The 25,386-nt window shown below is 59.5% G+C and carries 22 protein-coding genes; 1 reads left to right on the top strand and 21 read right to left on the bottom strand.

Translation table 11 applies throughout. The features are described 5' to 3' along the window. Positions 1-4 precede the first annotated feature (4 nt). From surE to KW846_RS28310, 5 genes are read right to left on the bottom strand one after another with little or no spacing between them, the layout of a single operon-like run. Positions 5-754, bottom strand: coding sequence for a 5'/3'-nucleotidase SurE (gene surE, locus KW846_RS28290; RefSeq protein ID WP_218486274.1), 750 nt, complete (start codon positions 752-754; stop codon positions 5-7). Continuing rightward, positions 742-1,800, bottom strand: coding sequence for a tRNA pseudouridine(13) synthase TruD (truD, locus tag KW846_RS28295; protein ID WP_218486275.1), 1,059 nt, complete (start codon positions 1,798-1,800; stop codon positions 742-744). The genes surE and truD overlap by 13 nt, the downstream gene beginning before the upstream one ends. Beyond that, entirely contained in the window at positions 1,797-2,270 is a 474-nt protein-coding gene (gene ispF / locus KW846_RS28300; protein ID WP_218486276.1) for a 2-C-methyl-D-erythritol 2,4-cyclodiphosphate synthase, read from the bottom strand. Before ispF ends, truD begins: the two co-directional genes overlap by 4 nt. Positions 2,271-2,313: 43 nt before the next feature. Continuing rightward, positions 2,314-3,159, bottom strand: a complete 846-nt coding sequence (gene fghA, locus KW846_RS28305) for an S-formylglutathione hydrolase (protein WP_007970718.1) — start codon at positions 3,157-3,159, stop codon at positions 2,314-2,316. Between the two features lie 8 nt (positions 3,160-3,167). Continuing rightward, positions 3,168-4,280, bottom strand: a complete 1,113-nt coding sequence (locus KW846_RS28310) for an S-(hydroxymethyl)glutathione dehydrogenase/class III alcohol dehydrogenase (RefSeq protein WP_218486277.1) — start codon at positions 4,278-4,280, stop codon at positions 3,168-3,170. 107 nt (positions 4,281-4,387) lie between these two features. Between KW846_RS28310 and KW846_RS28315 the strand changes: the two genes are divergently transcribed. Next, a complete protein-coding gene (locus KW846_RS28315) occupies positions 4,388-5,284 on the top strand; it encodes a LysR substrate-binding domain-containing protein (RefSeq protein WP_218486278.1) in 897 nt (298 codons plus the stop codon). 84 nt (positions 5,285-5,368) lie between these two features. Here the strand turns inward: KW846_RS28315 and ispD are convergent, their stop codons facing one another. The 16 genes from ispD to rseP all read right to left on the bottom strand — a co-directional run bounded on the left by ispD (position 5,369) and on the right by rseP (position 25,370). Next, a complete protein-coding gene (gene ispD, locus KW846_RS28320; RefSeq protein WP_218486279.1) occupies positions 5,369-6,076 on the bottom strand; it encodes a 2-C-methyl-D-erythritol 4-phosphate cytidylyltransferase in 708 nt (235 codons plus the stop codon). After that, positions 6,073-6,351, bottom strand: a complete 279-nt coding sequence (gene ftsB / locus KW846_RS28325; protein WP_116582999.1) for a cell division protein FtsB — start codon at positions 6,349-6,351, stop codon at positions 6,073-6,075. Before ftsB ends, ispD begins: the two co-directional genes overlap by 4 nt. A 171-nt stretch (positions 6,352-6,522) precedes the next feature. Beyond that, positions 6,523-7,812, bottom strand: a complete 1,290-nt coding sequence (gene eno, locus KW846_RS28330) for a phosphopyruvate hydratase (protein ID WP_015093774.1) — start codon at positions 7,810-7,812, stop codon at positions 6,523-6,525. A 156-nt stretch (positions 7,813-7,968) separates the two neighbouring features. After that, positions 7,969-8,814, bottom strand: a complete 846-nt coding sequence (gene kdsA, locus KW846_RS28335) for a 3-deoxy-8-phosphooctulonate synthase (RefSeq protein ID WP_007970708.1) — start codon at positions 8,812-8,814, stop codon at positions 7,969-7,971. 5 nt (positions 8,815-8,819) lie between these two features. Then, positions 8,820-10,451, bottom strand: coding sequence for a CTP synthase (locus tag KW846_RS28340; protein ID WP_007970707.1), 1,632 nt, complete (start codon positions 10,449-10,451; stop codon positions 8,820-8,822). 274 nt (positions 10,452-10,725) lie between these two features. Then, positions 10,726-12,054, bottom strand: a complete 1,329-nt coding sequence (tilS, locus tag KW846_RS28345) for a tRNA lysidine(34) synthetase TilS (protein WP_218486280.1) — start codon at positions 12,052-12,054, stop codon at positions 10,726-10,728. A 128-nt stretch (positions 12,055-12,182) separates the two neighbouring features. Beyond that, on the bottom strand, positions 12,183-13,130 hold the full coding sequence (locus KW846_RS28350) for an acetyl-CoA carboxylase carboxyltransferase subunit alpha (protein WP_007978369.1): 948 nt from the start codon (positions 13,128-13,130) through the stop codon (positions 12,183-12,185). 139 nt (positions 13,131-13,269) lie between these two features. Continuing rightward, a complete protein-coding gene (gene dnaE / locus KW846_RS28355; RefSeq protein WP_095965043.1) occupies positions 13,270-16,791 on the bottom strand; it encodes a DNA polymerase III subunit alpha in 3,522 nt (1,173 codons plus the stop codon). 77 nt (positions 16,792-16,868) lie between these two features. Continuing rightward, positions 16,869-17,495 (bottom strand): ribonuclease HII, encoded by a 627-nt coding sequence (gene rnhB / locus KW846_RS28360; RefSeq protein WP_007978371.1) that lies wholly within the window; start codon positions 17,493-17,495, stop codon positions 16,869-16,871. Positions 17,496-17,506: 11 nt separating this feature from the next. Then, on the bottom strand, positions 17,507-18,637 hold the full coding sequence (gene lpxB, locus KW846_RS28365) for a lipid-A-disaccharide synthase (protein WP_218476601.1): 1,131 nt from the start codon (positions 18,635-18,637) through the stop codon (positions 17,507-17,509). A gap of 2 nt (positions 18,638-18,639) precedes the next feature. Continuing rightward, on the bottom strand, positions 18,640-19,416 hold the full coding sequence (gene lpxA, locus KW846_RS28370; RefSeq protein ID WP_218486281.1) for an acyl-ACP--UDP-N-acetylglucosamine O-acyltransferase: 777 nt from the start codon (positions 19,414-19,416) through the stop codon (positions 18,640-18,642). Next, the gene (gene fabZ, locus KW846_RS28375) at positions 19,413-19,853 is read right to left on the bottom strand and encodes a 3-hydroxyacyl-ACP dehydratase FabZ (RefSeq protein WP_007978374.1); all 441 of its coding nucleotides are present in this window, start codon (positions 19,851-19,853) and stop codon (positions 19,413-19,415) included. Before fabZ ends, lpxA begins: the two co-directional genes overlap by 4 nt. Positions 19,854-19,961: 108 nt before the next feature. Continuing rightward, the gene (gene lpxD / locus KW846_RS28380; protein ID WP_104450675.1) at positions 19,962-21,017 is read right to left on the bottom strand and encodes a UDP-3-O-(3-hydroxymyristoyl)glucosamine N-acyltransferase; all 1,056 of its coding nucleotides are present in this window, start codon (positions 21,015-21,017) and stop codon (positions 19,962-19,964) included. Between the two features lie 3 nt (positions 21,018-21,020). Continuing rightward, positions 21,021-21,524: an OmpH family outer membrane protein gene (locus KW846_RS28385; protein WP_007978376.1), complete on the bottom strand. Its 504-nt coding sequence runs from the start codon at positions 21,522-21,524 to the stop codon at positions 21,021-21,023. 45 nt (positions 21,525-21,569) lie between these two features. Then, positions 21,570-23,945 carry an outer membrane protein assembly factor BamA gene (gene bamA, locus KW846_RS28390; protein ID WP_218486282.1) on the bottom strand — a complete coding sequence of 792 codons (2,376 nt, stop codon included), beginning with the start codon at positions 23,943-23,945 and terminating at the stop codon, positions 21,570-21,572. A 72-nt stretch (positions 23,946-24,017) separates the two neighbouring features. Then, entirely contained in the window at positions 24,018-25,370 is a 1,353-nt protein-coding gene (gene rseP, locus KW846_RS28395; protein WP_218486283.1) for a sigma E protease regulator RseP, read from the bottom strand. Between the last annotated feature and the right edge of the window lie 16 nt (positions 25,371-25,386).

Below are 25,386 nucleotides of genomic sequence, written 5' to 3' on the forward strand. Positions count from 1 at the left end.
CCCATCAGCTCAGCCCCTCCAGCCAGCCGTCCAGACTCCTGAAGGCATCATTGAACGTGCGATCCAGCTGCAGCGGCGTGATCGAAACATATCCCTGCATCACCGCATGGAAATCGGTCCCCGGACCACCGTCCTCGGCATCCCCCGCCGCGGCGATCCAGTAACCGGACTTGCCCCGCGGATCTACCACCTTCATCGGTGCTGCGGCTCGGGCGCGATGCCCCAGGCGAGTCAACTGAATACCGCGAATACGGTCCAGCGGCAAATTGGGAATGTTCACATTCAGTACCGTTCGCGGTGGCAGATCCAGCTCGGCATGGGCTTCGACCAGCTTGCGCGCGAAATGGGCAGCTGTGGGAAGGTTCTCTACCTGGCGTGAGACCAGCGAAAAGGCAAACGAAGGGCGTTTCAGGAAACGCCCCTCAAGGGCCGCCGCCACCGTGCCGGAATACAGGACATCGTCCCCCAGGTTCGCACCCAGGTTGATACCGGAAACCACCATGTCCGCTTCGCGCTCCAGCAGGCCGTTGAGGCCCAGGTGCACACAATCGGTTGGCGTGCCGTTGAGGCTGATAAAGCCGTTGGCCAGGGTTTGCGGGTGCAACGGACGGTCGAGCGTCAGCGAACTGCTGGCGCCGCTCTTGTCCTGGTCCGGGGCGATAACCACGCACTCGGTGTAATCCGCCAGCGCAGCATAAAGCGCGGCGAGACCGGGTGCTGTTACCCCATCGTCGTTAGAAATCAGAATACGCATGGGCTGTCCGTCTGCCCCACCGGCACCAGATCAACAAGCTCACGCACCAATACGGTGGCGAAGCATCCGGCCGGCAGGACGAATTCCAGTTGCAGAATGTCAGGCTCGGGATAATGCCACGTCAACCCGCCAATGGGCAGCCGCAGGATGCGACGTTCGTGGCTCATACCGGCGTTGATCAGCCAATCACGCAAATCCGCTTCGCGTGCGGCGATGGCCTGCTCCAGTTCATGGACAGCGCCCGTGGCCGGCGAGTCACCTTCGCCCCACTGCGGACCGGTCGGGTGCAGATCGAGAATCGCCAGGCGCGGGTCGCTGCACTCGGCCTCGCCCGCCGGGAAAAAGCTGCGGCTGTCGGTGAACGCCAGCAGATCGCCCACCTGGGCACGCTGCCAGGTGCCGTCGGCGACACGTGCGGCCAAGACCTGATTGAACAGAAAACTGCGCGCCGTGGAGAGCAGCCGCGAGCGCACGTTGCGCTGTTCCGGCAAGGCCTTGCGCGCGGCCCAGGCGCGAGCATCGACGACGTTGCCGCCGTCATGGCCGAAACGCTGGGCGCCGAAATAATTGGGGATGCCTTGTCTGGCGATCAGTTGCAGGCGCTCTTCAAGCGCAGGCTTGTCACCGGCGAACTGCGTCAGGCGCAAGGTGAAGCCGTTGGCAGAGTGCGCGCCACGTTGCAGCTTGCGCTTGTGGCGAGCGGTCTTGAGGATCTTCAGCGTATCGTTTTCCGCGGCTTTCAGATCAGGGTCGGCCTTGCCCGGCAGCTGAACGCTGAACCACTGGCGAGTCAACGCCTGACGGTCCTTGAGCCCGGCATAACTGACGGTACGCAAAGGCACGCCCGCAGCCTTGGCAATCCGTCGCGCCGCCTCTTCAGTATTCAGGCCGCGCTTTTCCACCCAGATCCACAGGTGCTCGCCTTCGCCACTGAGGGGAATGTCGAGGACTTCGTCGACCTGGAAATCTTCCGCGATCGCTTTCAGGACGGCCGTGCCGAGGGCTTCACCGTAAGCCCGCGGGCCGAGCAATTGCAGTTCGTTCATGCGCGCAGCAACAAGGCAACGGAGTGCACGGCAATGCCCTCTTCGCGACCGACAAAGCCGAGCTTTTCGGTGGTGGTAGCTTTCACGTTCACTTGATCCAACTCTACTTGAAGATCCGCGGCAATCAGCGCGCGCATCGATTCGATATGCGGGGCCATTTTCGGCGCCTGGGCGACGATGGTGTTGTCGACGTTGCCGACTTTCCAGCCCTTGGCATGGACTAGCGCGACGACGTGACGCAACAGCTCACGGCTGTCGACGCCCTTGAATTGCGGGTCGGTATCCGGGAAATGCTTGCCGATGTCGCCCAGCGCCGCGGCGCCGAGCAAGGCATCGCTCAAGGCGTGCAAGAGGACGTCACCGTCAGAGTGGGCGAGCAGCCCGAAGCTGTGTGCAATGCGCACGCCGCCCAGAGTGATGAAATCGCCTTCAGCGAAACGGTGCACATCATAGCCGTGGCCAATACGCATAAAAAAACGCCCCGATTTTTGTCAGGGCGTGATTCTACCTGCATTAGCCAACCAGAGCATGCGCGTGATGCCGCAAGTGCTCTTCGATGAAACTGGCGATGAAGAAATAGCTGTGGTCATAGCCCGGTTGCAGGCGCAACGTCAGCGGATGACCGGCCAGTTTGGTCGCCTGTTGCAAGGCTTCAGGCTTGAGCTGGGTGGAGAGAAAATCGTCGCGATCCCCCTGGTCGACCAGCAGCGGCAACTTTTCATCAGCCTCGGCAATCAACGCGCAGGCATCCCATTCACGCCATTTCGAACGGTCCTCTCCCAGGTAGCGGGAGAAGGCTTTCTGCCCCCAGGGACAATCCATCGGATTGTTGATGGGCGAGAACGCCGATACCGAACGATAACGCCCTGGATTGCGCAACGCACAGACCAGCGCGCCGTGGCCGCCCATGGAATGTCCGCTGATGCCACGCTTGTCCGACGCCGGGAAATGGGCTTCAACCAATGTCGGCAATTCCTGCACAACGTAGTCATGCATCCGATAGTGTCGCGACCAGGGTTCCTGGGTGGCATTCAGATAAAACCCGGCGCCGAGGCCGAAGTCCCAGGCACCATCCGGATCGCCCGGCACATCAGGACCGCGAGGGCTGGTGTCCGGTGCGACGATGATCAGCCCCAACTCGGCGGCCATGCGCATGGCGCCGGCCTTCTGCATGAAGTTCTCGTCGGTGCAGGTCAGGCCGGACAACCAGTACAGCACCGGCAGCTTGCCGCCCTGCTCCGCCTGCGGCGGCAGATAGACGGCGAACACCATGTCGCAGCCAAGCACTTGTGAGCGATGGCGATAGCGTTTGTGCCAGCCACCGAAGCTTTTCTGGCAGGAGATGTTTTCCAGGCTCATGACAGACCTCAGAAATGGATGACGGAGCGGATGCTTTTTCCTTCATGCATCAGGTCAAACGCTTTGTTGATATCTTCCAGGCCCATGGTGTGGGTGATGAAGGTATCCAGCGGAATCTCACCGGTCTCGGCCATTTCCACATAGCTCGGCAACTCGGTACGGCCACGCACACCGCCGAACGCCGAACCGCGCCAGACGCGGCCGGTGACCAACTGGAACGGACGGGTGGAGATTTCCTGGCCGGCACCGGCAACACCGATGATGACCGACTCGCCCCAACCCTTGTGGCAGCACTCCAGTGCCGCGCGCATCAGTTGCACGTTGCCGATGCACTCGAAGGAGAAGTCGACGCCGCCGTCGGTCATGTCGACGATGACTTCCTGGATCGGACGATCGAAGTCTTTCGGGTTCACGCAATCGGTTGCACCCAGCTGTTTGGCGATCTCGAACTTCGCCGGGTTGATGTCGATGGCGATGATGCGGGCAGCCTTGGCTTTGACCGCGCCAATCACAGCCGACAGACCGATGCCGCCGAGGCCGAAAATGGCCACGGTATCACCCGGTTTCACCTTGGCGGTGTTGAGCACGGCACCGATACCGGTAGTGACACCGCAGCCCAGCAGGCAGACTTTTTCCAGTGGCGCGTCCTTGGCGATTTTCGCAACGGAAATCTCCGGAAGTACGGTGTACTCGGAAAAGGTCGAAGTGCCCATGTAGTGGAAAATCGTTTCGCCCTTGTAGGAAAAACGCGAAGTGCCGTCCGGCATCAAGCCTTTGCCCTGGGTCGCGCGAATCGCCTGGCAGAGGTTGGTCTTGCCCGACAGGCAGAATTTGCACTGGCGACATTCCGGGGTGTACAGCGGGATCACATGGTCGCCTACCGCCACGGAAGTCACCCCTTCGCCGATGGCTTCAACGATCGCCCCGCCTTCGTGACCGAGGATCGACGGGAAGATGCCTTCCGGATCAGCGCCGGACAAGGTGTAGGCATCGGTATGGCAGACACCAGAGGCCACCACGCGCAGCAAGACTTCGCCCGCCTTGGGCATGGCGACATCGACTTCAACGATTTCGAGGGGTTTCTTGGCCTCGAAGGCAACGGCGGCGCGCGACTTGATCATGATGGCTCTCCAGTGAATAAAAACGAGACAGGGAGTGTAATACACGGCCCATCGATGAATAATCGACGCAAATGCAAAATATTATTGCCACACAGGGATAATCATCGATGTCCGAAAACCGCTGGGAAGGGATCGACGAGTTTGTCGCCGTTGCCGAGTGCAACCAGTTCACCGCTGCGGCGGAACGCCTGGGGGTTTCGTCCTCCCATATCAGTCGACAAATCGTCCGCCTCGAAGAGCGCCTGCAAACCCGTTTGCTCTACCGCAGCACTCGCCGGGTCGCGCTGACCGAGGCCGGGCAAACTTTCCTGCAACATTGCCAACGCTTGCAGGACGGCCGCGAAGAGGCGCTGCGCGCGGTGGGCGACTTGACCAGCGAACCCAAAGGCATGCTGCGCATGACGTGCGCCGTGGCTTACGGTGAACGCTTCATCGTGCCGCTGGTGACCCGTTTCATGGGGCTGTATCCGCAGCTGCGCATCGATATCGAATTGACCAACCGGCAACTCGACCTGGTACATGATGGCCTCGATCTGGCGATCCGCCTCGGGCGCTTACAGGATTCACGGCTGGTGGCCACCCGCCTCGCGCCACGGCGCATGTTTCTCTGTGCATCACCCTCCTACCTTGAGCGCTACGGCCGGCCGCACAGCCTGTCGGAACTGAGCCGCCACAACTGCCTTGTCGGCAGTTCGGATCTCTGGCAACTGGAACAGAACGGGCGGGAATTTTCCCAGCGAGTCCAGGGAAACTGGCGCTGCAATAGTGGGCAAGCGGTACTGGACGCGGCGCTACAGGGCGTGGGGCTGTGTCAGTTGCCGGACTATTACGTGCTGGAGCATTTGAAGAGCGGCGCATTGATTTCGCTGCTGGAGGCGCTTCAACCGCCGAACACCGCGGTTTGGGCTCTTTATCCACAGCAACGGCATTTGTCGCCGAAGGTGCGCAAGTTGGTGGATTTTTTGAAGGAAGGGTTGGCCGAGCGGCCGGAGTATCGGGTTTGAGATTAAAAGATCGCAGCCTGCGGCAGCTCCTACAGGGGGGATCCGTACCCGATCCCTGTAGGAGCTGCCGCAGGCTGCGATCTTTTAACGACGATTAGCCCAACGCTGCCTCAACCATTCAAGATCTTCGGGACGCGTCACCTTGAGGTTATCGGACCGCCCTTCGATCAGGCGTGGTGCCGAACCGGCCCACTCCATGGCCGAAGCTTCGTCGGTAATAACGGCATCGGCCACCAGGCTGTCCGCCAATGCCCGATGCAACGCCCCAAGGCGAAACATCTGCGGCGTGTAGGCCTGCCAGATCACACTGCGATCCACGGTTTCGAGCACACGACCGTGCTTGTCGACCCGTTTGAGCGTATCCCGTGCCGGAACCGCCAGCAGTCCGCCGACAGGGTCGTCAGCCAGTTCAGCCAGCAGCTTGTCCAGATCGTCACGACTTAGGTTCGGCCGTGCGGCATCGTGAACCAGTACCCAATCCTCATTATCAGCGCCCTGCGCATGCAGGTGCAGCAAGGCATTGAGCACCGACCCGGAACGTTCGGAACCGCCTTCGACCCGGGCAATACGCGGATCTCTGGCACACGCCAGGTTCGGCCAATAAGGATCGTCGACAGCAAGACTGACCACCAGGCCTTTCAGGCAAGGATGATCAAGGAAACAGCCGAGGCTGTGTTCGAGAATAGTGCGCCCGCCCAGATGCAAGTATTGCTTGGGACGGTCCGCGGCCATACGGGCACCGACGCCCGCGGCAGGAATCACGGCCCAGAAGGCCGGTAACGTCTGGTTCATTGCGCCAGCTGGTAAAGGGTTTCACCATCCTTGACCATGCCCAGTTCATGGCGAGCCCGTTCTTCAACGGTCTCCATGCCCTTTTTCAACTCACTGACTTCGGCGTCCATTACCCGATTGCGCTCCAGCAATGTCTGGTTCTCAGCTTGCTGATCCGCGATCTGCTGCGTCAACTCGGCCACTTGCGCCAGACTGCCGTTTCCCACCCACAGGCGGTACTGCAGGCCAGCCAGCAACAAAAGCAAGATGAGGAACAACCAATTGGGACTGCGCATCGAATATCAGGTATCCAGTGAAAAAAGACAGCCATGCCAAACGTGAAGCTTCTGATAGCACGAAGCCTGGAAGAACCAGGCTTGTGCTGATAAGGCATCAGATTAGTGGCAAAAACGTCGCTGTAGCGATTTTTCCGACACAATCCGGTGTCTTTTTTACCACGTACTTACTCAGCCGCGGAATTCGCCGCGACCGTTGTACTTGGCCTTGCCGTTCAACTGCTCTTCGATACGCAGCAGTTGGTTGTACTTGGAAACGCGATCGGAACGGCACAGGGAACCGGTCTTGATCTGGCCAGCCGAGGTGCCCACGGCCAGGTCGGCAATGGTCGAATCTTCGGTTTCGCCGGAGCGGTGCGAGATCACGGCGGTGTAACCGGCAGCCTTGGCCATCTGGATGGCTTCCAGGGTTTCGGTCAGGGTGCCGATCTGGTTGAACTTGATCAGGATCGAGTTGGCGATCTTCTTGTCGATGCCTTCTTTCAGGATCTTGGTGTTGGTGACGAACAGGTCGTCGCCTACCAGTTGGGTCTTCTCGCCGATCTTGTCGGTGAGGATCTTCCAGCCAGCCCAGTCGGACTCGTCCAGGCCATCTTCGATGGAGATGATCGGATAACGCTCGGTCAGGCCTTTGAGGTAGTCAGCGAAACCTTCGGCGGTGAACACCTGGCCTTCGCCGGACAGGTTGTACTTGCCGTCTTCGTAGAATTCGCTGGCCGCGCAGTCCAGGGCCAGGGTCACGTCGGTGCCCAGCTTGTAACCGGCGTTGGCCACGGCTTCGGAGATCACTTTCAAAGCGTCTTCGTTGGAAGCCAGGTTCGGCGCGAAACCACCTTCGTCACCGACGGCAGTGCTCAGGCCACGGGCCTTCAGTACGGCTTTGAGGTGGTGGAAAATCTCGGTGCCCATGCGCAGACCTTCCGAGAAAGACTTGGCGCCAACCGGCTGAACCATGAATTCCTGGATGTCGACGTTGTTATCGGCGTGCTCGCCGCCGTTGATGATGTTCATCATCGGAACCGGCATCGAGTAGACACCCGGGGTGCCGTTCAGGTTGGCGATGTGAGCATACAGCGGCAGGTCCTGGTCCTGTGCTGCGGCCTTGGCGGCAGCCAGGGAAACGGCGAGGATCGCGTTGGCGCCCAGGGAACCTTTGTTTTCAGTACCGTCGAGCTTGATCATTGCCAGATCGAGCGCTTTCTGGTCGCTTGGGTCCATGCCTTTCAACAGGTCTTTGATCGGACCGTTGATGTTGGCTACGGCCTTCAGAACACCCTTGCCCAGGTAACGGCTCTTGTCGCCATCACGCAGCTCGAGCGCTTCACGCGAGCCAGTGGAAGCACCGGACGGCGCGCAGGCGCTGCCGATGATGCCGTTATCGAGAAGCACATCCGCTTCCACGGTGGGATTGCCACGGGAGTCGAGAACTTCACGACCTTTGATGTCGACGATTTTAGCCATTGTTGTAAACACTCCAAAGTTGACGAAAACGACGCAGCTGTAGGAAATCTTTGATCGTCGGCAAGCGAGGTGCAGCGGGCAGTCTTGCAGACGACAAGGCTCAGGCCCGAGGGCCTGGGCGTTAAATCGTGCGGTACTTTACCGGAGAATTGAGGATTACGCGGTTTCTACCGTCGGAAAACTCTTCACCAGTTCGTCCAGGGCTTTGAGCTGGGCCAGGAATGGCTCCAGTTTGTCCAGGCGCAAGGCGCAAGGACCGTCACATTTGGCGTTGTCCGGATCCGGGTGGGCTTCCAGGAACAGGCCGGCCAGCGATTGGCTCATGCCGGCCTTCGCCAGGTCGGTGACCTGGGCGCGACGACCGCCGGCGGAATCGGAGCGACCGCCAGGCATTTGCAGCGCGTGGGTCACGTCGAAGAACACCGGGTATTCGAACTGCTTCATGATGCCGAAGCCGAGCATGTCGACGACCAGGTTGTTGTAGCCGAAGCTCGAACCACGCTCGCAGAGAATCAACTGGTCATTACCCGCTTCCACGCACTTGTTCAGGATGTGCTTCATTTCCTGAGGGGCGAGGAACTGGGCTTTCTTGATGTTGATCACGGCGCCCGTTTTGGCCATCGCGACCACGAGGTCGGTCTGGCGCGACAGGAAGGCCGGCAACTGGATGATGTCGCAGACTTCAGCGACGACCGCGGCCTGGTCAGGCTCGTGGACGTCGGTGATGACCGGCACGCCAAAGGCTTGCTTGATGTCCTGGAAGATGCGCATGCCCTCTTCCAGGCCAGGACCACGATAGGAGGTCACAGAAGACCGGTTCGCCTTGTCGAAACTGGCCTTGAACACGTAAGGGATACCGAGCTTTTCGGTGACCTTCACATACTCTTCGCAAACCTGCATGGCCATGTCACGGCTTTCCAGCACGTTCATGCCGCCGAACAGCACCATGGGTTTGTCGTTGGCAATCTCGATGTCGCCGACGCGGATGATCTTCTGTGCCATCGGGGTTACGCCTTCTTCTGGTGTTGAGCCAACGCAGCCTTGACGAAACCGCTGAACAGCGGATGACCGTCGCGTGGCGTCGAGGTGAACTCAGGGTGGAACTGGCAAGCGACGAACCATGGATGATCCGGTGCTTCAACCACTTCAACCAGTGCGCCATCCCCGGAACGACCGGAGATTTTCAAACCGGCTTCCATGATTTGCGGCAGCAGGTTGTTGTTCACTTCGTAGCGATGACGGTGACGCTCGACGATCACGTCCTTGCCGTAGCAACCATGAACCAGGGAACCCGGCTCCAGCAGGCAATCCTGCGCACCCAGGCGCATGGTGCCGCCCAGATCGGAAGCTTCGGTACGGGTTTCGACCGCGCCGGTGGCATCTTCCCACTCGGTGATCAGGCCCACGACCGGGTGGCCGCTTGCACGATCGAACTCGGTGGAGTTGGCGTCTTTCCAGCCCATCACGTTACGGGCGAACTCGATAACGGCCACTTGCATGCCCAGGCAGATACCCAGGTATGGAACCTTGTTTTCGCGAGCGTATTGGACGGCAGTGATCTTGCCTTCAACGCCACGCAGACCGAAGCCGCCAGGTACCAGGATGGCGTCGACGCCTTCGAGCAGTGCGGTGCCCTGGTTCTCGATATCTTCGGAATCGATGTAGCGCAGGTTGACCTTGGTACGGTTGCTGATGCCGGCGTGACTCATCGCTTCGATCAGCGACTTGTAGGCGTCCAGCAGCTCCATGTACTTGCCGACCATGGCGATGGTGACTTCGTGCTCAGGGTTGAGCTTGGCGTCGACCACGGCTTCCCACTCGGACAGATCGGCACCGCCGCATTGCAGGCCGAAGCGCTCGACGACGAAATCGTCCAGGCCCTGGGAGTGCAGGATGCCCGGGATCTTGTAGATAGTATCGGCGTCTTCCAGCGCGATCACCGCACGTTCTTCAACGTTGGTGAACTGCGCGATCTTGCGACGCGACGACACATCGATCGGGTGGTCGGAGCGGCAGACCAGCACGTCTGGTTGCAGGCCGATGGAACGCAGTTCCTTCACCGAGTGCTGGGTTGGCTTGGTCTTGGTTTCACCGGCAGTGGCGATGTACGGCACCAGTGTCAGGTGCATCAGCATCGCGCGCTTGGCGCCGACTTCGAAACGCAGTTGGCGGATCGCCTCGAGGAACGGTTGCGACTCGATGTCACCCACGGTGCCACCGATCTCGACCATGGCCACGTCTGCGTCGCCGGCACCCTTGATGATGCGGCGCTTGATTTCGTCGGTGATGTGCGGGATCACCTGGATGGTTGCACCCAGGTAGTCACCACGGCGCTCTTTGCGCAGCACGTGTTCGTAGACACGGCCGGTGGTGAAGTTGTTGTTCTGGGTCATGGTCGTGCGGATGAACCGCTCGTAGTGGCCCAGGTCCAGGTCTGTCTCGGCGCCGTCGTGGGTGACGAACACTTCACCGTGCTGGAACGGGCTCATGGTGCCCGGGTCGACGTTGATGTACGGGTCCAGCTTCAGCATGGTGACCTTAAGTCCCCGCGCCTCCAGGATGGCCGCCAATGATGCCGATGCAATGCCTTTCCCCAATGAAGAAACAACACCGCCCGTGACGAATATGTAGCGCGTCATGAAAAACCCTAGAAGTCTGCGTTAAAGCGGTCCGAGCCGCCGGGGAAAGCGAAGGAAGGCCGAAGCCCCCGATCACCTGCATTAATCACAGTGCACCTTTCAAAAAAACCGCCGCGTTGGGACAGACCGGGAAATGAATCACCGGTTCGTTGCTCGCTACACATTTTTTGGAATCGCCCAGCAAAGACTGCTTGGTAATCGGCAACTCCTGCAATTCAGGCGAATCCACAGAAGTTGTATCAAGAAGGGAGCGTAGTCTACCGGAAAGCCCCTTTCAGCTCAAACCTTGATCTTCGTTCAGTGGCTGCCAATGCAAATGCCAGTTACCGATCGCACCACCATCGAGCCCGTTGAGGTTCGCTACCGCCAGCAATTGCCCGTCTTTGTAGAGCAGCGGCAATCTGCCGCGCACGAACGACGGTACGCCGTTTTCATTGAGCAAACGTTTCAGATCCCGATGGCCACGATCTGGCAAAGCCATGACCTCTCCCCCTTCACGATAGCGGATCTGTAACGGGCCATCGGGGATTCGCCCGGTGAGCGACAGCATGCCGTTGTCCGGGATTACCAGGGGTGAAGCCGGATGCAGCCACACCCCTGCGCTGGGCAGAGGCCGCAGCCAGCGACCGGACAACCACCAGATCCGCCCGCCAGCCCGATGCAGCTCGCCATCGGCCAGCCGCCACACCGGGCAGGCATCGCCGCTGGCATCGCGCAAATCCTCCCAACCCGACCAATGGTCAGTGTCCGGCAGGCGGGTCAGCGGTTCGAGCCAATGACTCAAGGCATTGCGCTGGCGGGCAGCGGAGAGTTGCGCAAGCGACGCCAGCTCGAGGGATCGCAAGCCCAGCCAGGCGAATTCACTGACAGAGTTGGCGTTACGCAAATCCATGTCCGCCAGTTCTTCGAGCAACCCCTGCGCTTCAGTCAGATGCGCCGCGCTGCGGGCCATGGTTGCCACCGCTTGTGGCCAGCGCCGGGTCAATGCGGGGAAGACTTGATGCCGCAGGTAGTTGCGTGAGTACTGCCGATCTTCGTTTGAAGGATCCTCGATCCAGCTCAAGCCATGCTCGTCGGCATAGGCCTCCAGCTCAACCCGCGTGACGTCGAGCAATGGCCGCAGCAGATGGCCCTTGCCCAACGAGCGCTGACGCGGCATACCCGACAGCCCGCGCACGCCGGCCCCACGCAACAAACGGAACAACAAGGTTTCCGCCTGATCGTCGCGGTGCTGGGCGGTCAGCAGCACATCATCGGTTTGTGTCACCGAACTGAACACTGCGTACCGCGCATCCCGCGCTGCCCGCTCCACACTCGCCCCCGGCTGCACCGTCACCCGCTCCACCTGCAACGGGATGCCCAGTTCGTCGCAGACCGACTGACAATGTTGCGGCCATGCGTCTGCCGCGACCTGAAGACCGTGATGGATATGGATGGCGCTCAGGCTCGGGAGGGATTCGGTGTTTGCGAGATAGGCAAGCAGATGCAGCAGGACGGTGGAGTCGAGACCACCGGAGAATGCAATTCGCCAATGTGCAGCATGGCGCCAAGGCTCAAGATTCAGCAAAAGCCGGGAAGGCAGATCACTCTTCGAAGGATTCATAGAGATTGACCGCTTCTCATGGAGCCCTGTAGGAGCTGCCGCAGGCTGCGATCTTTTGATCTTGATTTAAAAAACAAGATCAAAAGATCGCAGCCTGCGGCAGCTCCTACAGGGTGCAGCGAGGTCGGTTAGAGACCGTAGCTCATCAGACGATCGTAACGGCGCTTGAGCAGCGCGTCGTTGTCGAACTTCTTCAGCATCGCCAGCTGCGAGCTCAGCTCGGCGCGGATCGATGCAGCGGCAGCAGCCGGGTCACGGTGTGCGCCGCCCAATGGCTCGCCAATCACCTTGTCCACGATGCCCAGGCCCTTGAGGCGCTCGGCGGTGATGCCCATCGCTTCTGCGGCATCCGGTGCCTTCTCGGCGGTTTTCCACAGAATCGAAGCGCAACCTTCCGGCGAAATCACCGCGTAGGTCGAGTATTGCAGCATGTTCAACTGGTCGCAGACACCGATTGCCAGTGCACCACCGGAACCACCCTCACCGATCACGGTGGCGATGATTGGGGTTTTCAGGCGCGCCATCACCCGCAGGTTCCAGGCAATCGCTTCGCTCTGGTTGCGCTCTTCAGCGTCGATGCCAGGGTAAGCACCCGGGGTGTCGATGAAGGTCAGGATCGGCATCTTGAAGCGTTCGGCCATTTCCATCAGGCGGCAAGCCTTGCGGTAGCCTTCCGGACGCGGCATGCCGAAGTTGCGGCGAACCTTCTCGCGCACTTCACGGCCCTTCTGGTGGCCGATGACCATGACCGGCTTGTCGTCCAGACGGGCGATGCCGCCAACGATGGCCGCGTCGTCGGAGAAGTGACGGTCACCGTGCAGTTCGTCGAACTCGGTGAAGATGTGTTCGATGTAGTCCAGGGTATACGGACGTTTCGGGTGACGTGCCAGGCGTGCGATCTGCCAGCTGGTCAGCTTGCCGAAAATGTCTTCGGTCAGCGTTTTGCTCTTGTCCTGCAGGCGGGAGATCTCATCGCCGATATTCAGCGAATTGTCATTACCGACCAAGCGCAACTCTTCGATCTTGGCTTGCAGGTCGGCGATCGGCTGTTCGAAATCTAGAAAATTCGGGTTCATAGGCGTCCGTCTTGGGTCGAGTCCCAAGGAATCTTGGGCCGGCCGGTTGTCTATTCGCGCCCTACCTTAAGGGACAGGCGCGTTGAGGTCGAGATTAAAAATTCAGGTTTGGGTCAGGGCAATCTGATAGCACTGACCGTCAACGGTATTGGAGGAAGACGTTGTCTCGCCCGAACTGGTCACGCAAGGCTTGAATCAACGCATCCGCCGGATCGATCCGCCAGCCCTCGCCGAACTGCAACAAGGCCTTCGCATCAGGGCTGGTGTAGTCCATGGTGATCGGGCACGCACCGCGGTGACGCTTCAACAACTCGCCCAACCAGCGTAGCTGATCGCCCTTGAGATCCTTGGCATGCAGCTTCAGGCGCAGGCTTTCGGCCAGGTTGGTGCGCGCATCTTCCATGCTCATCACCCGCTTGACCCGCAATTTCAGGCCACCGGAGAAGTCGTCATTGCTGACCTCGCCTTCGACCACCACCATCGCGTCGGTCTGCAACAGTGACTGCGCCGAATGGAACGCCTCGGAAAAAAGCGAGGCCTCGATCCGTCCGGAGCGGTCGTCGAGGGTGATGAACCCCATCTTGTCGCCCTTTTTGTTCTTCATCACCCGCAAGGCGATGATCATCCCGGCAACGGTCTGGGTATCACGCGCCGGTTTTAGATCGATGATGCGCTGACGGGCGAAGCGACGGATTTCACCCTCGTACTCGTCAATCGGGTGACCGGTCAGGTACAGGCCGAGGGTATCTTTCTCGCCTTTGAGACGCTCCTTGAGGGTCAGCTCCTTGGCCTTGCGGTGATTGGCGTAGACGTCGGCGTCTTCTTCGACAAACAGACCGCCAAACAGGTCCGAGTGACCGCTGTCCTGGGTGCGCGCGGTCTGTTCGGCCGCCTTGATCGCTTCTTCCATGGCCGTCAGCAGCACCGCGCGATTGCGGTCGATGTTGGCCTGGTAGGCTTTCTGCTCATCGTGGAAGTACGGCCCTAGGCGATCCAGGGCACCGCTGCGGATCAAACCGTCGAGGGTGCGCTTGTTGATGCGCTTGAGGTCGACCCGGGCGCAGAAATCGAACAGATCCTTGAACGGCCCCGCCAGACGCGCTTCGGTGATGGCCTCGACCGGCCCCTCACCCACGCCCTTGATGGCACCCAGGCCGTAGATGATCCGGCCTTCGTCGTTCACCGTGAACTTGAACTCGGAGGTATTGACGTCCGGTGCGTCGAGACGCAGCTTCATCGTCCGCACTTCTTCGATCAAGGTCACGACCTTGTCGGTGTTGTGCATATCCGCCGAGAGTACCGCAGCCATGAACGGCGCCGGGTAGTGCGCCTTCAGCCACGCGGTCTGGTACGACACCAGGCCATAGGCGGCAGAGTGGGACTTGTTGAAGCCGTAACCGGCGAATTTTTCCACCAGGTCGAAAATGTTACCGGCCAGGTCCGCGTCGATATTGTTGGTGGCGCAACCTTCGATGAAACCGCCGCGCTGCTTGGCCATTTCCTCGGGTTTTTTCTTGCCCATGGCGCGACGCAGCATGTCCGCGCCACCGAGGGTGTAACCGGCCATGACCTGGGCAATCTGCATCACCTGTTCCTGATACAGGATGATGCCGTAGGTCGGTGCCAGTACGGGCTTGAGGCCTTCGTACTGGTAGTCCGAGTGCGGATACGCCAGCTCGGCGCGACCGTGCTTGCGGTTGATGAAGTCGTCCACCATGCCCGATTGCAGCGGGCCCGGACGGAACAGGGCCACCAGTGCGATCAAGTCTTCCAGGCAGTCGGGCTTGAGCTTTTTGATCAGCTCCTTCATGCCCCGGGATTCAAGCTGGAACACCGCCGTGGTTTCGGCCTTTTGCAGCAAGGTGTAGGTCGGCTTGTCGTCAAGCGGGATGAACGCGATATCCAGCGGTGGCTCGTTGACCTTGGCGCGGTCGCGGTTGATGGTTTTCAGCGCCCAATCGATGATCGTCAGGGTCCGCAAACCGAGGAAGTCGAACTTCACCAGACCGGCCGCTTCAACGTCGTCCTTGTCGAACTGGGTTACCAGGCCATCGCCCGCTTCGTCGCAATAGATCGGCGAGAAGTCGGTCAGTTTGGTCGGGGCGATCACCACGCCACCGGCGTGCTTGCCGACGTTACGCACAACGCCTTCGAGCTTGCGGGCCATCTCCCAGATTTCCGCGGCTTCTTCATCGACCTTGATGAAGTCGCGCAGGATCTCCTCCTGCTCGTAGGCCTTTTCCAGGGTCATGCCGACTTCGAACGGGATCATCTTCGACAGACGGTCCGCCAGGCCGTAGGACTTGCCCTGCACCCGCGCCACGTCGCGGACCACAGCCTTGGCGGCCATGGAACCGAAGGTGATGATCTGGCTTACCGCGTTGCGGCCGTACTTCTCGGCCACGTAGTCGATCACCCGATCGCGACCGTCCATGCAGAAGTCGACGTCGAAGTCGGGCATCGATACCCGTTCCGGATTGAGGAAACGTTCGAACAGCAGGTCATATTCCAGCGGGTCGAGGTCGGTGATCTTCTGCACATAGGCCACCAGCGATCCGGCACCCGACCCACGGCCAGGACCTACCGGCACGCCGTTGTTCTTGGCCCACTGGATAAAGTCCATCACGATCAGGAAGTAACCGGGGAAGCCCATCTGGATGATGATATCCAGCTCGAAATTCAACCGGTCGACATAGACCTGACGCTTGGTTTCGTAGTCTTCGGTGGTGTCCTTGGGCAGCAGGACGGCAAGGCGCTCTTCCAGGCCATCGAAGGACACCTTGCGGAAGTACTCGTCGATGGTCATGCCATCGGGGATCGGGAAGTTGGGCAGGAAGTGCGTACCCAGCTTCACTTCGATGTTGCAGCGCTTGGCGATCTCGACGGTGTTTTCCAGCGCTTCGGGAATGTCGCTGAACAGCTCGGCCATTTCCTCGGCGCTTTTGAGGTACTGCTGATCGCTGTAATTCTTCGAGCGCCGCGGATCGTCGAGGGCACGGCCCTCACCGATGCAGACGCGGGTTTCGTGGGCGGCGAAGTCTTCCTGCTTGATGAAACGCACGTCGTTGGTCGCCACCAGCGGCGCACCGAGCTTCTCGGCCAGGGCCACGGCACCGTGCAGCTGTTCTTCATCGTTGGGGCGGTTGGTGCGCTGGATCTCCAGGTAGAAACGATCCGGAAACACGTCCATCCATTCGCGGGCCAGGGTTTCAGCCTCGGCGGGGTTGCCGCTGAGCATGGCCTGGCCGATCTCGCCTTCTTTGGCCGCCGACAACATGATCAAGCCGGCGCTGGCTTCAGCGACCCATTCGCGCTCGATGATGATTGCGCCATTGCGCTGTCCCTCGATAAAACCGCGGGAAATCAGCTCGGTGAGGTTGCGATAGCCTTCGGCGTTCATTACCAGCAGGCTGATCCGGCTCAGCGGGTTGTCCGGATCCTTGTTCGACAGCCACAGGTCGGCGCCGCAGATCGGCTTGATCCCGGCACCCATGGCGTTTTTATAGAATTTGACCAGGGAACACATGTTGTTCTGGTCGGTGACCGCCACGGCAGGCATGTTCATGCCGACCAGGGTCTTGACCAGCGGCTTGATCCGCACCAGACCGTCGACCAGGGAGTATTCAGTGTGCAGGCGTAGGTGAACGAATGAAGCCGGCATAGTGATCCTGCGTTAAGTCATGAAAACAACAAGGCCCGGATTGTACCGGGCCTTGGTAAAAAAAATCAGCCTTGCGACTAACTCTCGATGAGACTTTCCCGTGCCTCGTAAGCCAGACGCACCGGAGCAAAGGAGCGCCGGTGAATCGGGGTCGGGCCAAGACGGGCGAGCGCTTCCAGATGAACGGGTGTCGGGTAGCCCTTGTGGCCACCGATGCCGTAGCCGGGGTAGATCAACTCGAACGCGGCCATTTCCCGGTCGCGACTGACCTTGGCCAGAATCGATGCGGCGGCGATGGCTGGAACCTTGCTATCGCCCTTCACCACTGCCTCGGAACGCATCGGCAGTTTCGGGCAGCGGTTGCCGTCGATCATCGCCAGTTTCGGCTGGATGTGCAGCCCGGCGACAGCACGCTGCATGGCGAGCATGGTGGCGTGGAGGATATTCAGTTCGTCGATTTCCTCGACTTCGGCGCGAGCGATGCACCAGCTCAGGGCTTTTTCGCAGATTTCGTCGTAGAGCTTTTCGCGACGGGCCTCGGTGAGTTTCTTCGAGTCGTTCAGGCCGAGGATCGGGCGGTTCGGATCAAGAATCACCGCCGCCGTCACTACCGCGCCACAGAGCGGGCCACGACCCACTTCATCGACGCCGGCAACCAACTCTTCGACTTCAGCGACCAAGGTAAAGTCCAGCCCCATCTGCATGTTCGTTTTACTCATTCTACTTGGCCGATCAGCTTCAGCACTGCGTCCGCAGCCTGGTTGGAGGCATCCAGACGCAGGGTCCGGTGAATTTCATCAAAACCACGGGTCTGCTCTTCCCCACCCTCGATCAAGGGCGACAAGGTCTGGGCCAGCGCTTCGACCGTGGCATCGTCCTGCAACAACTCGGGCACCAACAGACGCTGAGCCAACAAGTTCGGCAACGAAATGTAGGGGCTTTTCACCATGCGCTTGAGAATCCAGAACGTCAGAGGCGCCAGGCGATAGGCGACCACCATCGGCCGCTTGTAAAGCAATGCTTCAAGCGTCGCGGTACCGGAAGCAATCAACACCGCATCGCACGCTGCCAAGGCCAGATGCGACTGTCCATCGAGCAGGGTCAGTGGCAGGTCGCGACCGGCCAACAGCTCTTCAAGCTGTGCACGACGTTGCGCACTGGCGCAAGGCATGACAAACCGCACACCCGGGCGCAATGCCCGCAGGCGCTGCGCGGTATCGAGAAACAACGCACCCAGCCGGCCAACTTCACCGCCACGGCTGCCAGGCATCAACGCCACCAGCGGCCCGTCAGGCAAACCGAGCTCGGCTCGCGCAGCCGCGCGATCGGCTTCGAGCGGAATGGCATCGGCCAGGGTATGGCCGACGAACCGCACCGGCACGCCTTTCTCTTCGTAGAACCTGGCTTCGAACGGAAACAGCGTGAGCATCAGGTCGCAGCCTTCGCGAATCTTCAGCACGCGTTTCTGTCGCCAGGCCCACACCGACGGACTGACGTAATGCACGGTCTTGATACCGGCCTGACGCAGTTTGAGTTCGATATTGAGGTTGAAGTCCGGCGCATCGATACCGATGAACACATCGGGTTTCGCGGCAATCAGGTCGGCGACCAGCTTCTTGCGCCGCGCCAGCAACTCTCGCAGCCGGCCCAGCACTTCCACCAGGCCCATGACGGACAGACGTTCCATCGGGAAATACGAGGTCAGGCCTTCAGCCTGCATCAACGGACCACCGACACCGATAAACTCGACGGCCGGGTGACGAGCCTTGAGCGCGCGCATGAGGCCCGCCCCCAGAATGTCACCGGAAGCCTCACCCGCTACCAGCGCAATACGCAGATTAGCCATGGTTAGCGGGTGATGCCGCGAGTCGAAGACTGGATGGAGTCACGGAACACCGCCACTTCCGGATACTGGGCGGACGGCTCTGTCAACTCGGCCAGCGCCTGCTCCACGGTCAGGCCCTGGCGGTACACCACCTTGTAGGCACGACGTAGTGCGTGGATCGCATCTTCGCTGAACCCCCGACGGCGCATGCCCTCGAAGTTCATGCTACGGGCTTCGGCAGGGTTGCCAAACACCGTGACGTAGGCTGGAACATCCTTGCCGATCGCCGTCCCCATGCCGGAGAAGCTGTGGGCACCGATGTGGCAATACTGGTGAACCAGGGTAAAACCGGAGAGGATGGCCCAGTCCTCCACATGCACATGGCCCGCCAGCGCGGTGTTGTTTACCAGGATGCAGTGGTTGCCAATCACGCTATCGTGGCCGATGTGGGCATAGGCCATGATCAGGTTGTGATCGCCCAGGGTCGTTTCCGAACGATCCTGGATGGTGCCACGGTGGATCGTCACGCCTTCACGGATGACGTTGTGATCACCAATCACCAGGCGGGTTTCCTCGCCCTTGTACTTCAGGTCAGGTGTGTCCTCACCCACCGAGGAAAACTGGTAGATGCGATTGTGCTTGCCGATTCGGGTCGGGCCCTTGAGGATCACGTGCGGCCCGATGACTGTCCCCTCGCCGATTTCCACACCTGCGCCGACGATCGACCACGGGCCGACCTCGACGCCGTCAGCCAGAATGGCTGTCGGATCGATGATTGCACGAGGGTCAATCAAACTCATAGTTTGCGTTCCGCGCAGATGATTTCAGCGGAGCAGACCGGCTTGCCATCGACCGAAGCCTGGCATTCGAACTTCCAGATCTGACGCTTGCAGCTGATGAACTTGGCTTCAAGGATCAACTGATCGCCTGGCAGAACCGGCTGGCGGAAGCGCAGCTTGTCGGAACCGACGAAGTAATAGAGGGTGCCGTCGGCCGGTTTCACGTCGAGCATCTTGAAACCAAGGATCCCGGCAGCCTGAGCCATGGCCTCGATGATCAAGACACCCGGCATGATTGGATGCGCGGGGAAGTGACCATTGAAGAACGGTTCGTTGATGCTGACATTCTTGTAGGCGCGAATGCGCTTGCCTTCAACATCCAGCTCCACTACCCGGTCCACCAGCAGGAACGGGTAACGGTGAGGCAGGTATTCGCGAATCTCGTTGATGTCCATCATTTCGGGGGGAAGCCTATGTAAAGATTGGGAGCGCGCGACTGACGCACGTTCCGCTAGCAAATCAAGGAGGCAGTCTAGCGGCTGTGCACACTTGATATGGAAATGGTATCAGCCATCTGATGAAGCATTACCGTCAGGGGTCACTTCCCCTACTTGCTTTTCCAGCTGTCGCAGGCGCCGCGCGATGTCATCGAGCTGACGGATGCGAGCCGCGCTTTTGCGCCATTCGGCTGCTGGCTGCATGGCCGTACCGGAAGAATAGGAACCCTTTTCGGTAATCGAGTGGGTCACCATGGTCATCCCGGTGATGAAAACGTTATCGCAAATTTCGATATGCCCCACCAGCCCTACACCGCCAGCGAGCATGCAATGCTTGCCGATTTTGGTGCTGCCGGAGATCCCGACACAGGCCGCCATGGCGGTGTGATCACCGACCTGAACGTTGTGGGCGATCTGGATCTGGTTGTCGAGCTTCACTCCATTACCGAGAATGGTATCGGCCAATGCGCCGCGGTCGATAGCGGTATTCACGCCAATCTCGACATCGTCACCGACCAGCACACCACCGATCTGGGCAATTTTCTGCCAGACACCTTTCTCATTGGCAAAACCGAAACCTTCGCCACCGAGCACGGCACCCGACTGAATGACCACACGCTTGCCGATGCGCACGTCGTGGTACAGCGTGACCCGTGGGGCCAGCCAACCGCCTTCGCCGATTTCGCAACGGGCACCGATGAAACAATGCGCACCGATGGTCACGCCGGCAGCAATACGTGCCGCGCTTTCGATCACCGCAAAGGCACCAATACTCGCAGCCGGGTCAACCACCGCGTCCTCGGCCACAACGGCTGTCGGGTGAATACCGGCAGCCGCTTTCGGCTTTGGATCGAACAGGTGGGAAACGCGCGCGTAGGCCAGATACGGATCAGGCACCACCAGCGCATTACCGGCAAAACCTTCGGCATCAGCGGCCTTCAGCAACAGTGCTGCGGCCCGGCTGTCTGCCAGGTATTTACGGTATTGAGGGTTTGCGAGAAAGCTCAACTGAGCTGGGCCAGCCTCCTGTAAGGTGGCCAGCCCAGTAATTTCTCTCTCCGGGTCGCCACGTAGCGTGGCGCCGAGGAACTCGGCCAGCTGGCCGAGCTTAATGGTCACGGTCATGGATTACTTCAGCTGATTCATGCGCTCGATAACCTGGCGAGTGATGTCGTACTGAGGCTTGACATCAATCACTGCGCCACGCTCGAAGACCAGGTCAAAAGCACCTTTCTTGATGACTTCTTCCACAGCGCTGTCCAGTTTCGGCTTGAGCTGTTTCAGCATTTCACGGTCGGCAACGGCTTTGGCTTCGTTCAGTTCCTTGGACTGGAACTGGAAGTCACGGGCCTTTTGCTTGAATTCAAGCTCCAGACGCTCGCGCTCGCCCTGCTGCATTTTGTCGCCACCGGCCATCAGGCGGTCCTGAATACCTTTGGCGCTGGTTTCCAGCGCCTTGAGCTTGGTCAGCTGAGGACCGAACTTCTTCTCGGCATCCACGGCGTATTTCTTGGCCGCGTCGGACTCCAGCAGAGCCATCTGATAGTTCAGAACTGCAATTTTCATGTCGGCAAATGCCGGACCAGCGACCAGGACGCTGGCCAGGAGAACCAATTGAGTCAACTTACGCACGATGCACTCCTACAAAATTCATTGTCGTTATCTTGGGTCAGACGCTTAGAACGTCTGGCCGAGGGAAAATTGGAACACTTGAGTCTCGGCTTCATCCGGTTTCTTGACCGGCATGGCCAATGCGAAACTCAAAGGACCCAGTGCAGTGACCCACGTCACACCTACACCAACAGAACTGGCCATATTGCTCAGGCTAATGTCGTTGCACTTGGTGTTGGACTTCGTGCCATCAGCGTTTGTGGTATCCGAGCACGATGAATCGAACACGTTACCCACATCCCAGAATACCGAGGTACGCAGGGAGCGTTGATCTTTGACGAACGGCAGCGGGAACAGAACTTCCACACCACCCTGGATCAGGACGTTACCACCGAACGGCAGCGGATCCTGGTCCGGGTCGAACGCTGTACCAGGGTTCTTGCCGGTACTTGGCGTACTGCGAGGACCCAGGGTGCTGTCCTTGAAGCCGCGTACCGAGTTGAAACCACCAGCATAGTAGTTTTCATAGAATGGCAAGCCGTCGGTCGAACCATAACCATCGCCATAACCCAGTTCGGTGTGCAGGCGCATGGTGTAGTTCTCGCTCAATGGCTGGAACAACTGGCCACGGTAGTCGAGCTTGAAGAACGACAGGTCGCTGCCTGGAATCGTGGATTCCAGCACCAGGCTCTGGGAATGGCCACGGGTAGCGAGCACGCCCTTGTTCAGGGTGGACTCGGACCAACCGGCCGAAGCCTTGAAGTTCAGGTACTTGTCGCCTTCCTTGTTAACGAAGTCGAAGATCTCGTCAACGGTGTAGACGCCGGTCTTGATTTCGTCTTGTTGCGCGTTCAGGCCAAAGGTCAGGCGCGACGTCTCGCTGATTGGATAGCCGACACTCACACCGGCACCCAGGCTATCTACGGCGTAGCTGGCGACGTCGGTATCGAGGTCATCGTAGTTGGTCGTGCGGTAGAACGCGTTGTAGCCCAGGCTCACGCCGTCGGCGGTCCAGTAGGGGTCGACGAAACCGAAGTTGTAGCGGGTCTGGTATTCGCTTTTGGTCAAGCCGACGCTGACCTTGTTACCGGTACCCAGGAAGTTGTTCTGGGTGATCGAACCACCGAGGATCAGACCGGCGCTCTGGGCGAAACCGACGCTGGCGGTAATCGAACCGGAGGCTTGCTCTTCAACGCTGTAGTTGACGTCCACCTGGTCATCGACTCCCGGTACGGCAGGGGTTTCGACGTTGACTTCCTTGAAGAAGCCCAGGCGCTCCAGACGGGTCTTGGATTGATCGATCAGGTAGGTCGAAGCCCAGCCGCCTTCCATCTGACGCATTTCACGACGCAGCACTTCGTCTTCGGACTTGGTGTTGCCACGGAAGTTGATGCGATTCACGTAAGCACGCTTGCCCGGATCGACTGCGAACAGGATGTCCACGGTGTGATCTTCGTCGTGCGGTTGAGGCACGCCGTTGACGTTGGCGAAGGTGTAGCCTTCGTTACCCAGGCGACGGGTGATCAGCTCGGAGGTGGTGGTCATCAGCTTGCGCGAGAACACCTGGCCTTTTTGCACCAGCAACAGGGACTTGATCTGGTCTTCAGGGACTTTCAGGTCGCCGCTGAGCTTGACGTCGCGAACGGTGTATTTCTCGCCTTCGTTGACGTTGACGGTGATGTAGACGTGTTTCTTGTCCGGCGTAATGGAAACCTGGGTCGAGGCGATATCCATGTTGATATAGCCACGGTCCAGGTAGTAGGAACGCAGACGCTCAAGGTCACCGGACAGTTTTTCACGGGCGTACTTGTCATCGTTCTTGAAGAACGACAACCAGTTGGTGGTCTTGAGTTCGAAAAGGTCGATCAGGTCCTCATCGGGGAAGACCGTGTTGCCCACCACGTTGATGTGCTGGATAGCCGCAACGGTACCTTCGTTGATGTTGACCTTCAGGCCAACTCGGTTACGCGGCTGCGGCACCACTTCGGTGTCGACGGTAGCCGAATACCGCCCCTGGGCGACGTACTGGCGCTGCAGTTCGTTACGCACACCTTCAAGGGTGGCACGCTGGAAGATCTCGCCTTCGGCCAGACCGGATTGCTTGAGGCCTTTCATCAGGTCTTCGGTAGAGATCGCCTTGTTGCCTTCGATCTCGATACTGGCGACCGACGGGCGCTCGACTACCGTGATGACCAGGACGTTGCCATCGCGGCCCAGCTGGATATCTTGAAAGAAACCGGTTTTGAACAACGCACGAGTGGATTCCACCAGGCGACGATCATCCGCCTGTTCACCGACGTTCAACGGCAAAGCACCAAAGACGCTACCCGCGGAGACCCGCTGGAGGCCATTGACGCGAATATCAGAGATAGTGAAGGACTCGGCGTGAACTTCGGCGATCATCAATACGGTGAGAACCGCAGTTAGCAGCAGACGTTTCATGAAGTCCTTTCTTATTCCAACTGGCAATAAACAAACTGCCGCAAAATGCGGCAGATTCGCAATTCAGCGACGTTACAGACGACCCAGATCATTAACCAGAGCGAGCAACATCACTCCGATCACCAAACTGATGCCGATCTGTATCCCCCAACCTTGCACCCGATCCGACAAGGGACGACCACGCGCCCACTCGATCAGATAAAACAACAAATGCCCCCCATCCAGCACAGGAATGGGCAGCAAATTCAGAACTCCCAGGCTAATACTCAGATAAGCAAGGAAATTCAGGAAATCAGCAACACCCGACTGGGCCGAAGCGCCCGCCACTTTAGCAATGGTTATCGGTCCACTCAAGTTTTTTACCGAGAGCTCACCGAACAACATTTTCTTCAGTGAATCGAGGGTCAGCACGCTCATGGTCCAGGTGCGCCGAGCCCCCTCGCCAATCGCTGCCAATGGCCCGTAACTGACCTCGCGGATCATCTCCGGCGGCCAATCGACAGCCTTCACCCCTGCCCCCAGGTAGCCGCTGGGTGACTTGCTCTCGCCGCGAGCGGCAAGCGTCACCGGGACGTCGATTTGAGCACCGTCCCGCTCAACCCGCAGCATGATTTTGGTATCAGGATGCATGCGGACGGTATCGACGACTTGTTGCCAGTCATCCAGCGTACGACCATCGAGCGCCAGCAACCGGTCACCGGTCTTCAGGCCGGCAGCCTGGGCCGGCCCCTTTGGATCGAGTTCGGCCAGAACAGGCGGCAATGCCGGGCGCCACGGGCGAATCCCCAACGAATGAATCGGGTCGGGCTCGTCAGCCCCTTTGAGCCATTTATCCAGCGCAAGTTCACGAGGCGAATCGGTCGTCGAGCCTTGCTCGCGAACCATTATCTGTAACGAACCGCTTTCACCCAGGCGACGAACCAGTTGCAGGTTCACCTCCGCCCAGCCGGAAGTCGCCTCGCCATCAATGGCCACGATTTCCTCGCCCGGGTTCAATCCCGCCTTGGCCGCGATGCTGCCGGACTCTACAGCCCCGATGACCGGACGCACCTGCTCGCTGCCGAGCATTGCCAGGCCCCAGAAGAACACCAATGCCAGCAGGAAGTTGGCGATCGGCCCCGCCGCTACGATGGCAATGCGCTGACGAACGGATTTGCGATTGAAGGATTGATCAAGCTGATCAGGTGGCACTTCACCTTCGCGCTCGTCGAGCATTTTCACGTAGCCGCCCAACGGAATGGCGGCAACGACAAATTCGGTGCCCTGCTTGTCGTGCCAGCGCAGCAAAGGCATGCCGAAGCCTACGGAGAAACGCAGCACCTTGACCCCACAGCGACGCGCGACCCAGAAATGGCCGAACTCGTGGAAGGTAACCAGCACACCCAAAGCGACCAGGGTGCCGACAATCATATAGAGCGCGCTCATCTACTTTCTCCGCATT

This window comes from Pseudomonas sp. PDM32, from assembly GCF_019219225.1.
GTDB classification, from domain to species: domain Bacteria; phylum Pseudomonadota; class Gammaproteobacteria; order Pseudomonadales; family Pseudomonadaceae; genus Aquipseudomonas; species Aquipseudomonas laurylsulfatiphila.

Excerpts from the sequence above, each read along its gene's own strand:
- surE (WP_218486274.1), bottom strand. The coding sequence starts at position 754 with ATGCGTATTCTGATTTCTAACGACGATGGGGTAACAGCACCCGGTCTC.
- truD (WP_218486275.1), bottom strand. The coding sequence starts at position 1,800 with ATGAACGAACTGCAATTGCTCGGCCCGCGGGCTTACGGTGAAGCCCTC.
- ispF (WP_218486276.1), bottom strand. The coding sequence starts at position 2,270 with ATGCGTATTGGCCACGGCTATGATGTGCACCGTTTCGCTGAAGGCGAT.
- fghA (WP_007970718.1), bottom strand. The coding sequence starts at position 3,159 with ATGAGCCTGGAAAACATCTCCTGCCAGAAAAGCTTCGGTGGCTGGCAC.
- KW846_RS28310 (WP_218486277.1), bottom strand. The coding sequence starts at position 4,280 with ATGATCAAGTCGCGCGCCGCCGTTGCCTTCGAGGCCAAGAAACCCCTC.
- KW846_RS28315 (WP_218486278.1), top strand. The coding sequence starts at position 4,388 with ATGTCCGAAAACCGCTGGGAAGGGATCGACGAGTTTGTCGCCGTTGCC.
- ispD (WP_218486279.1), bottom strand. The coding sequence starts at position 6,076 with ATGAACCAGACGTTACCGGCCTTCTGGGCCGTGATTCCTGCCGCGGGC.
- ftsB (WP_116582999.1), bottom strand. The coding sequence starts at position 6,351 with ATGCGCAGTCCCAATTGGTTGTTCCTCATCTTGCTTTTGTTGCTGGCT.
- eno (WP_015093774.1), bottom strand. The coding sequence starts at position 7,812 with ATGGCTAAAATCGTCGACATCAAAGGTCGTGAAGTTCTCGACTCCCGT.
- kdsA (WP_007970708.1), bottom strand. The coding sequence starts at position 8,814 with ATGGCACAGAAGATCATCCGCGTCGGCGACATCGAGATTGCCAACGAC.
- KW846_RS28340 (WP_007970707.1), bottom strand. The coding sequence starts at position 10,451 with ATGACGCGCTACATATTCGTCACGGGCGGTGTTGTTTCTTCATTGGGG.
- tilS (WP_218486280.1), bottom strand. The coding sequence starts at position 12,054 with ATGAATCCTTCGAAGAGTGATCTGCCTTCCCGGCTTTTGCTGAATCTT.
- KW846_RS28350 (WP_007978369.1), bottom strand. The coding sequence starts at position 13,130 with ATGAACCCGAATTTTCTAGATTTCGAACAGCCGATCGCCGACCTGCAA.
- dnaE (WP_095965043.1), bottom strand. The coding sequence starts at position 16,791 with ATGCCGGCTTCATTCGTTCACCTACGCCTGCACACTGAATACTCCCTG.
- rnhB (WP_007978371.1), bottom strand. The coding sequence starts at position 17,495 with ATGCAGATGGGGCTGGACTTTACCTTGGTCGCTGAAGTCGAAGAGTTG.
- lpxB (WP_218476601.1), bottom strand. The coding sequence starts at position 18,637 with ATGGCTAATCTGCGTATTGCGCTGGTAGCGGGTGAGGCTTCCGGTGAC.
- lpxA (WP_218486281.1), bottom strand. The coding sequence starts at position 19,416 with ATGAGTTTGATTGACCCTCGTGCAATCATCGATCCGACAGCCATTCTG.
- fabZ (WP_007978374.1), bottom strand. The coding sequence starts at position 19,853 with ATGATGGACATCAACGAGATTCGCGAATACCTGCCTCACCGTTACCCG.
- lpxD (WP_104450675.1), bottom strand. The coding sequence starts at position 21,017 with ATGACCGTGACCATTAAGCTCGGCCAGCTGGCCGAGTTCCTCGGCGCC.
- bamA (WP_218486282.1), bottom strand. The coding sequence starts at position 23,945 with ATGAAACGTCTGCTGCTAACTGCGGTTCTCACCGTATTGATGATCGCC.
- rseP (WP_218486283.1), bottom strand. The coding sequence starts at position 25,370 with ATGAGCGCGCTCTATATGATTGTCGGCACCCTGGTCGCTTTGGGTGTG.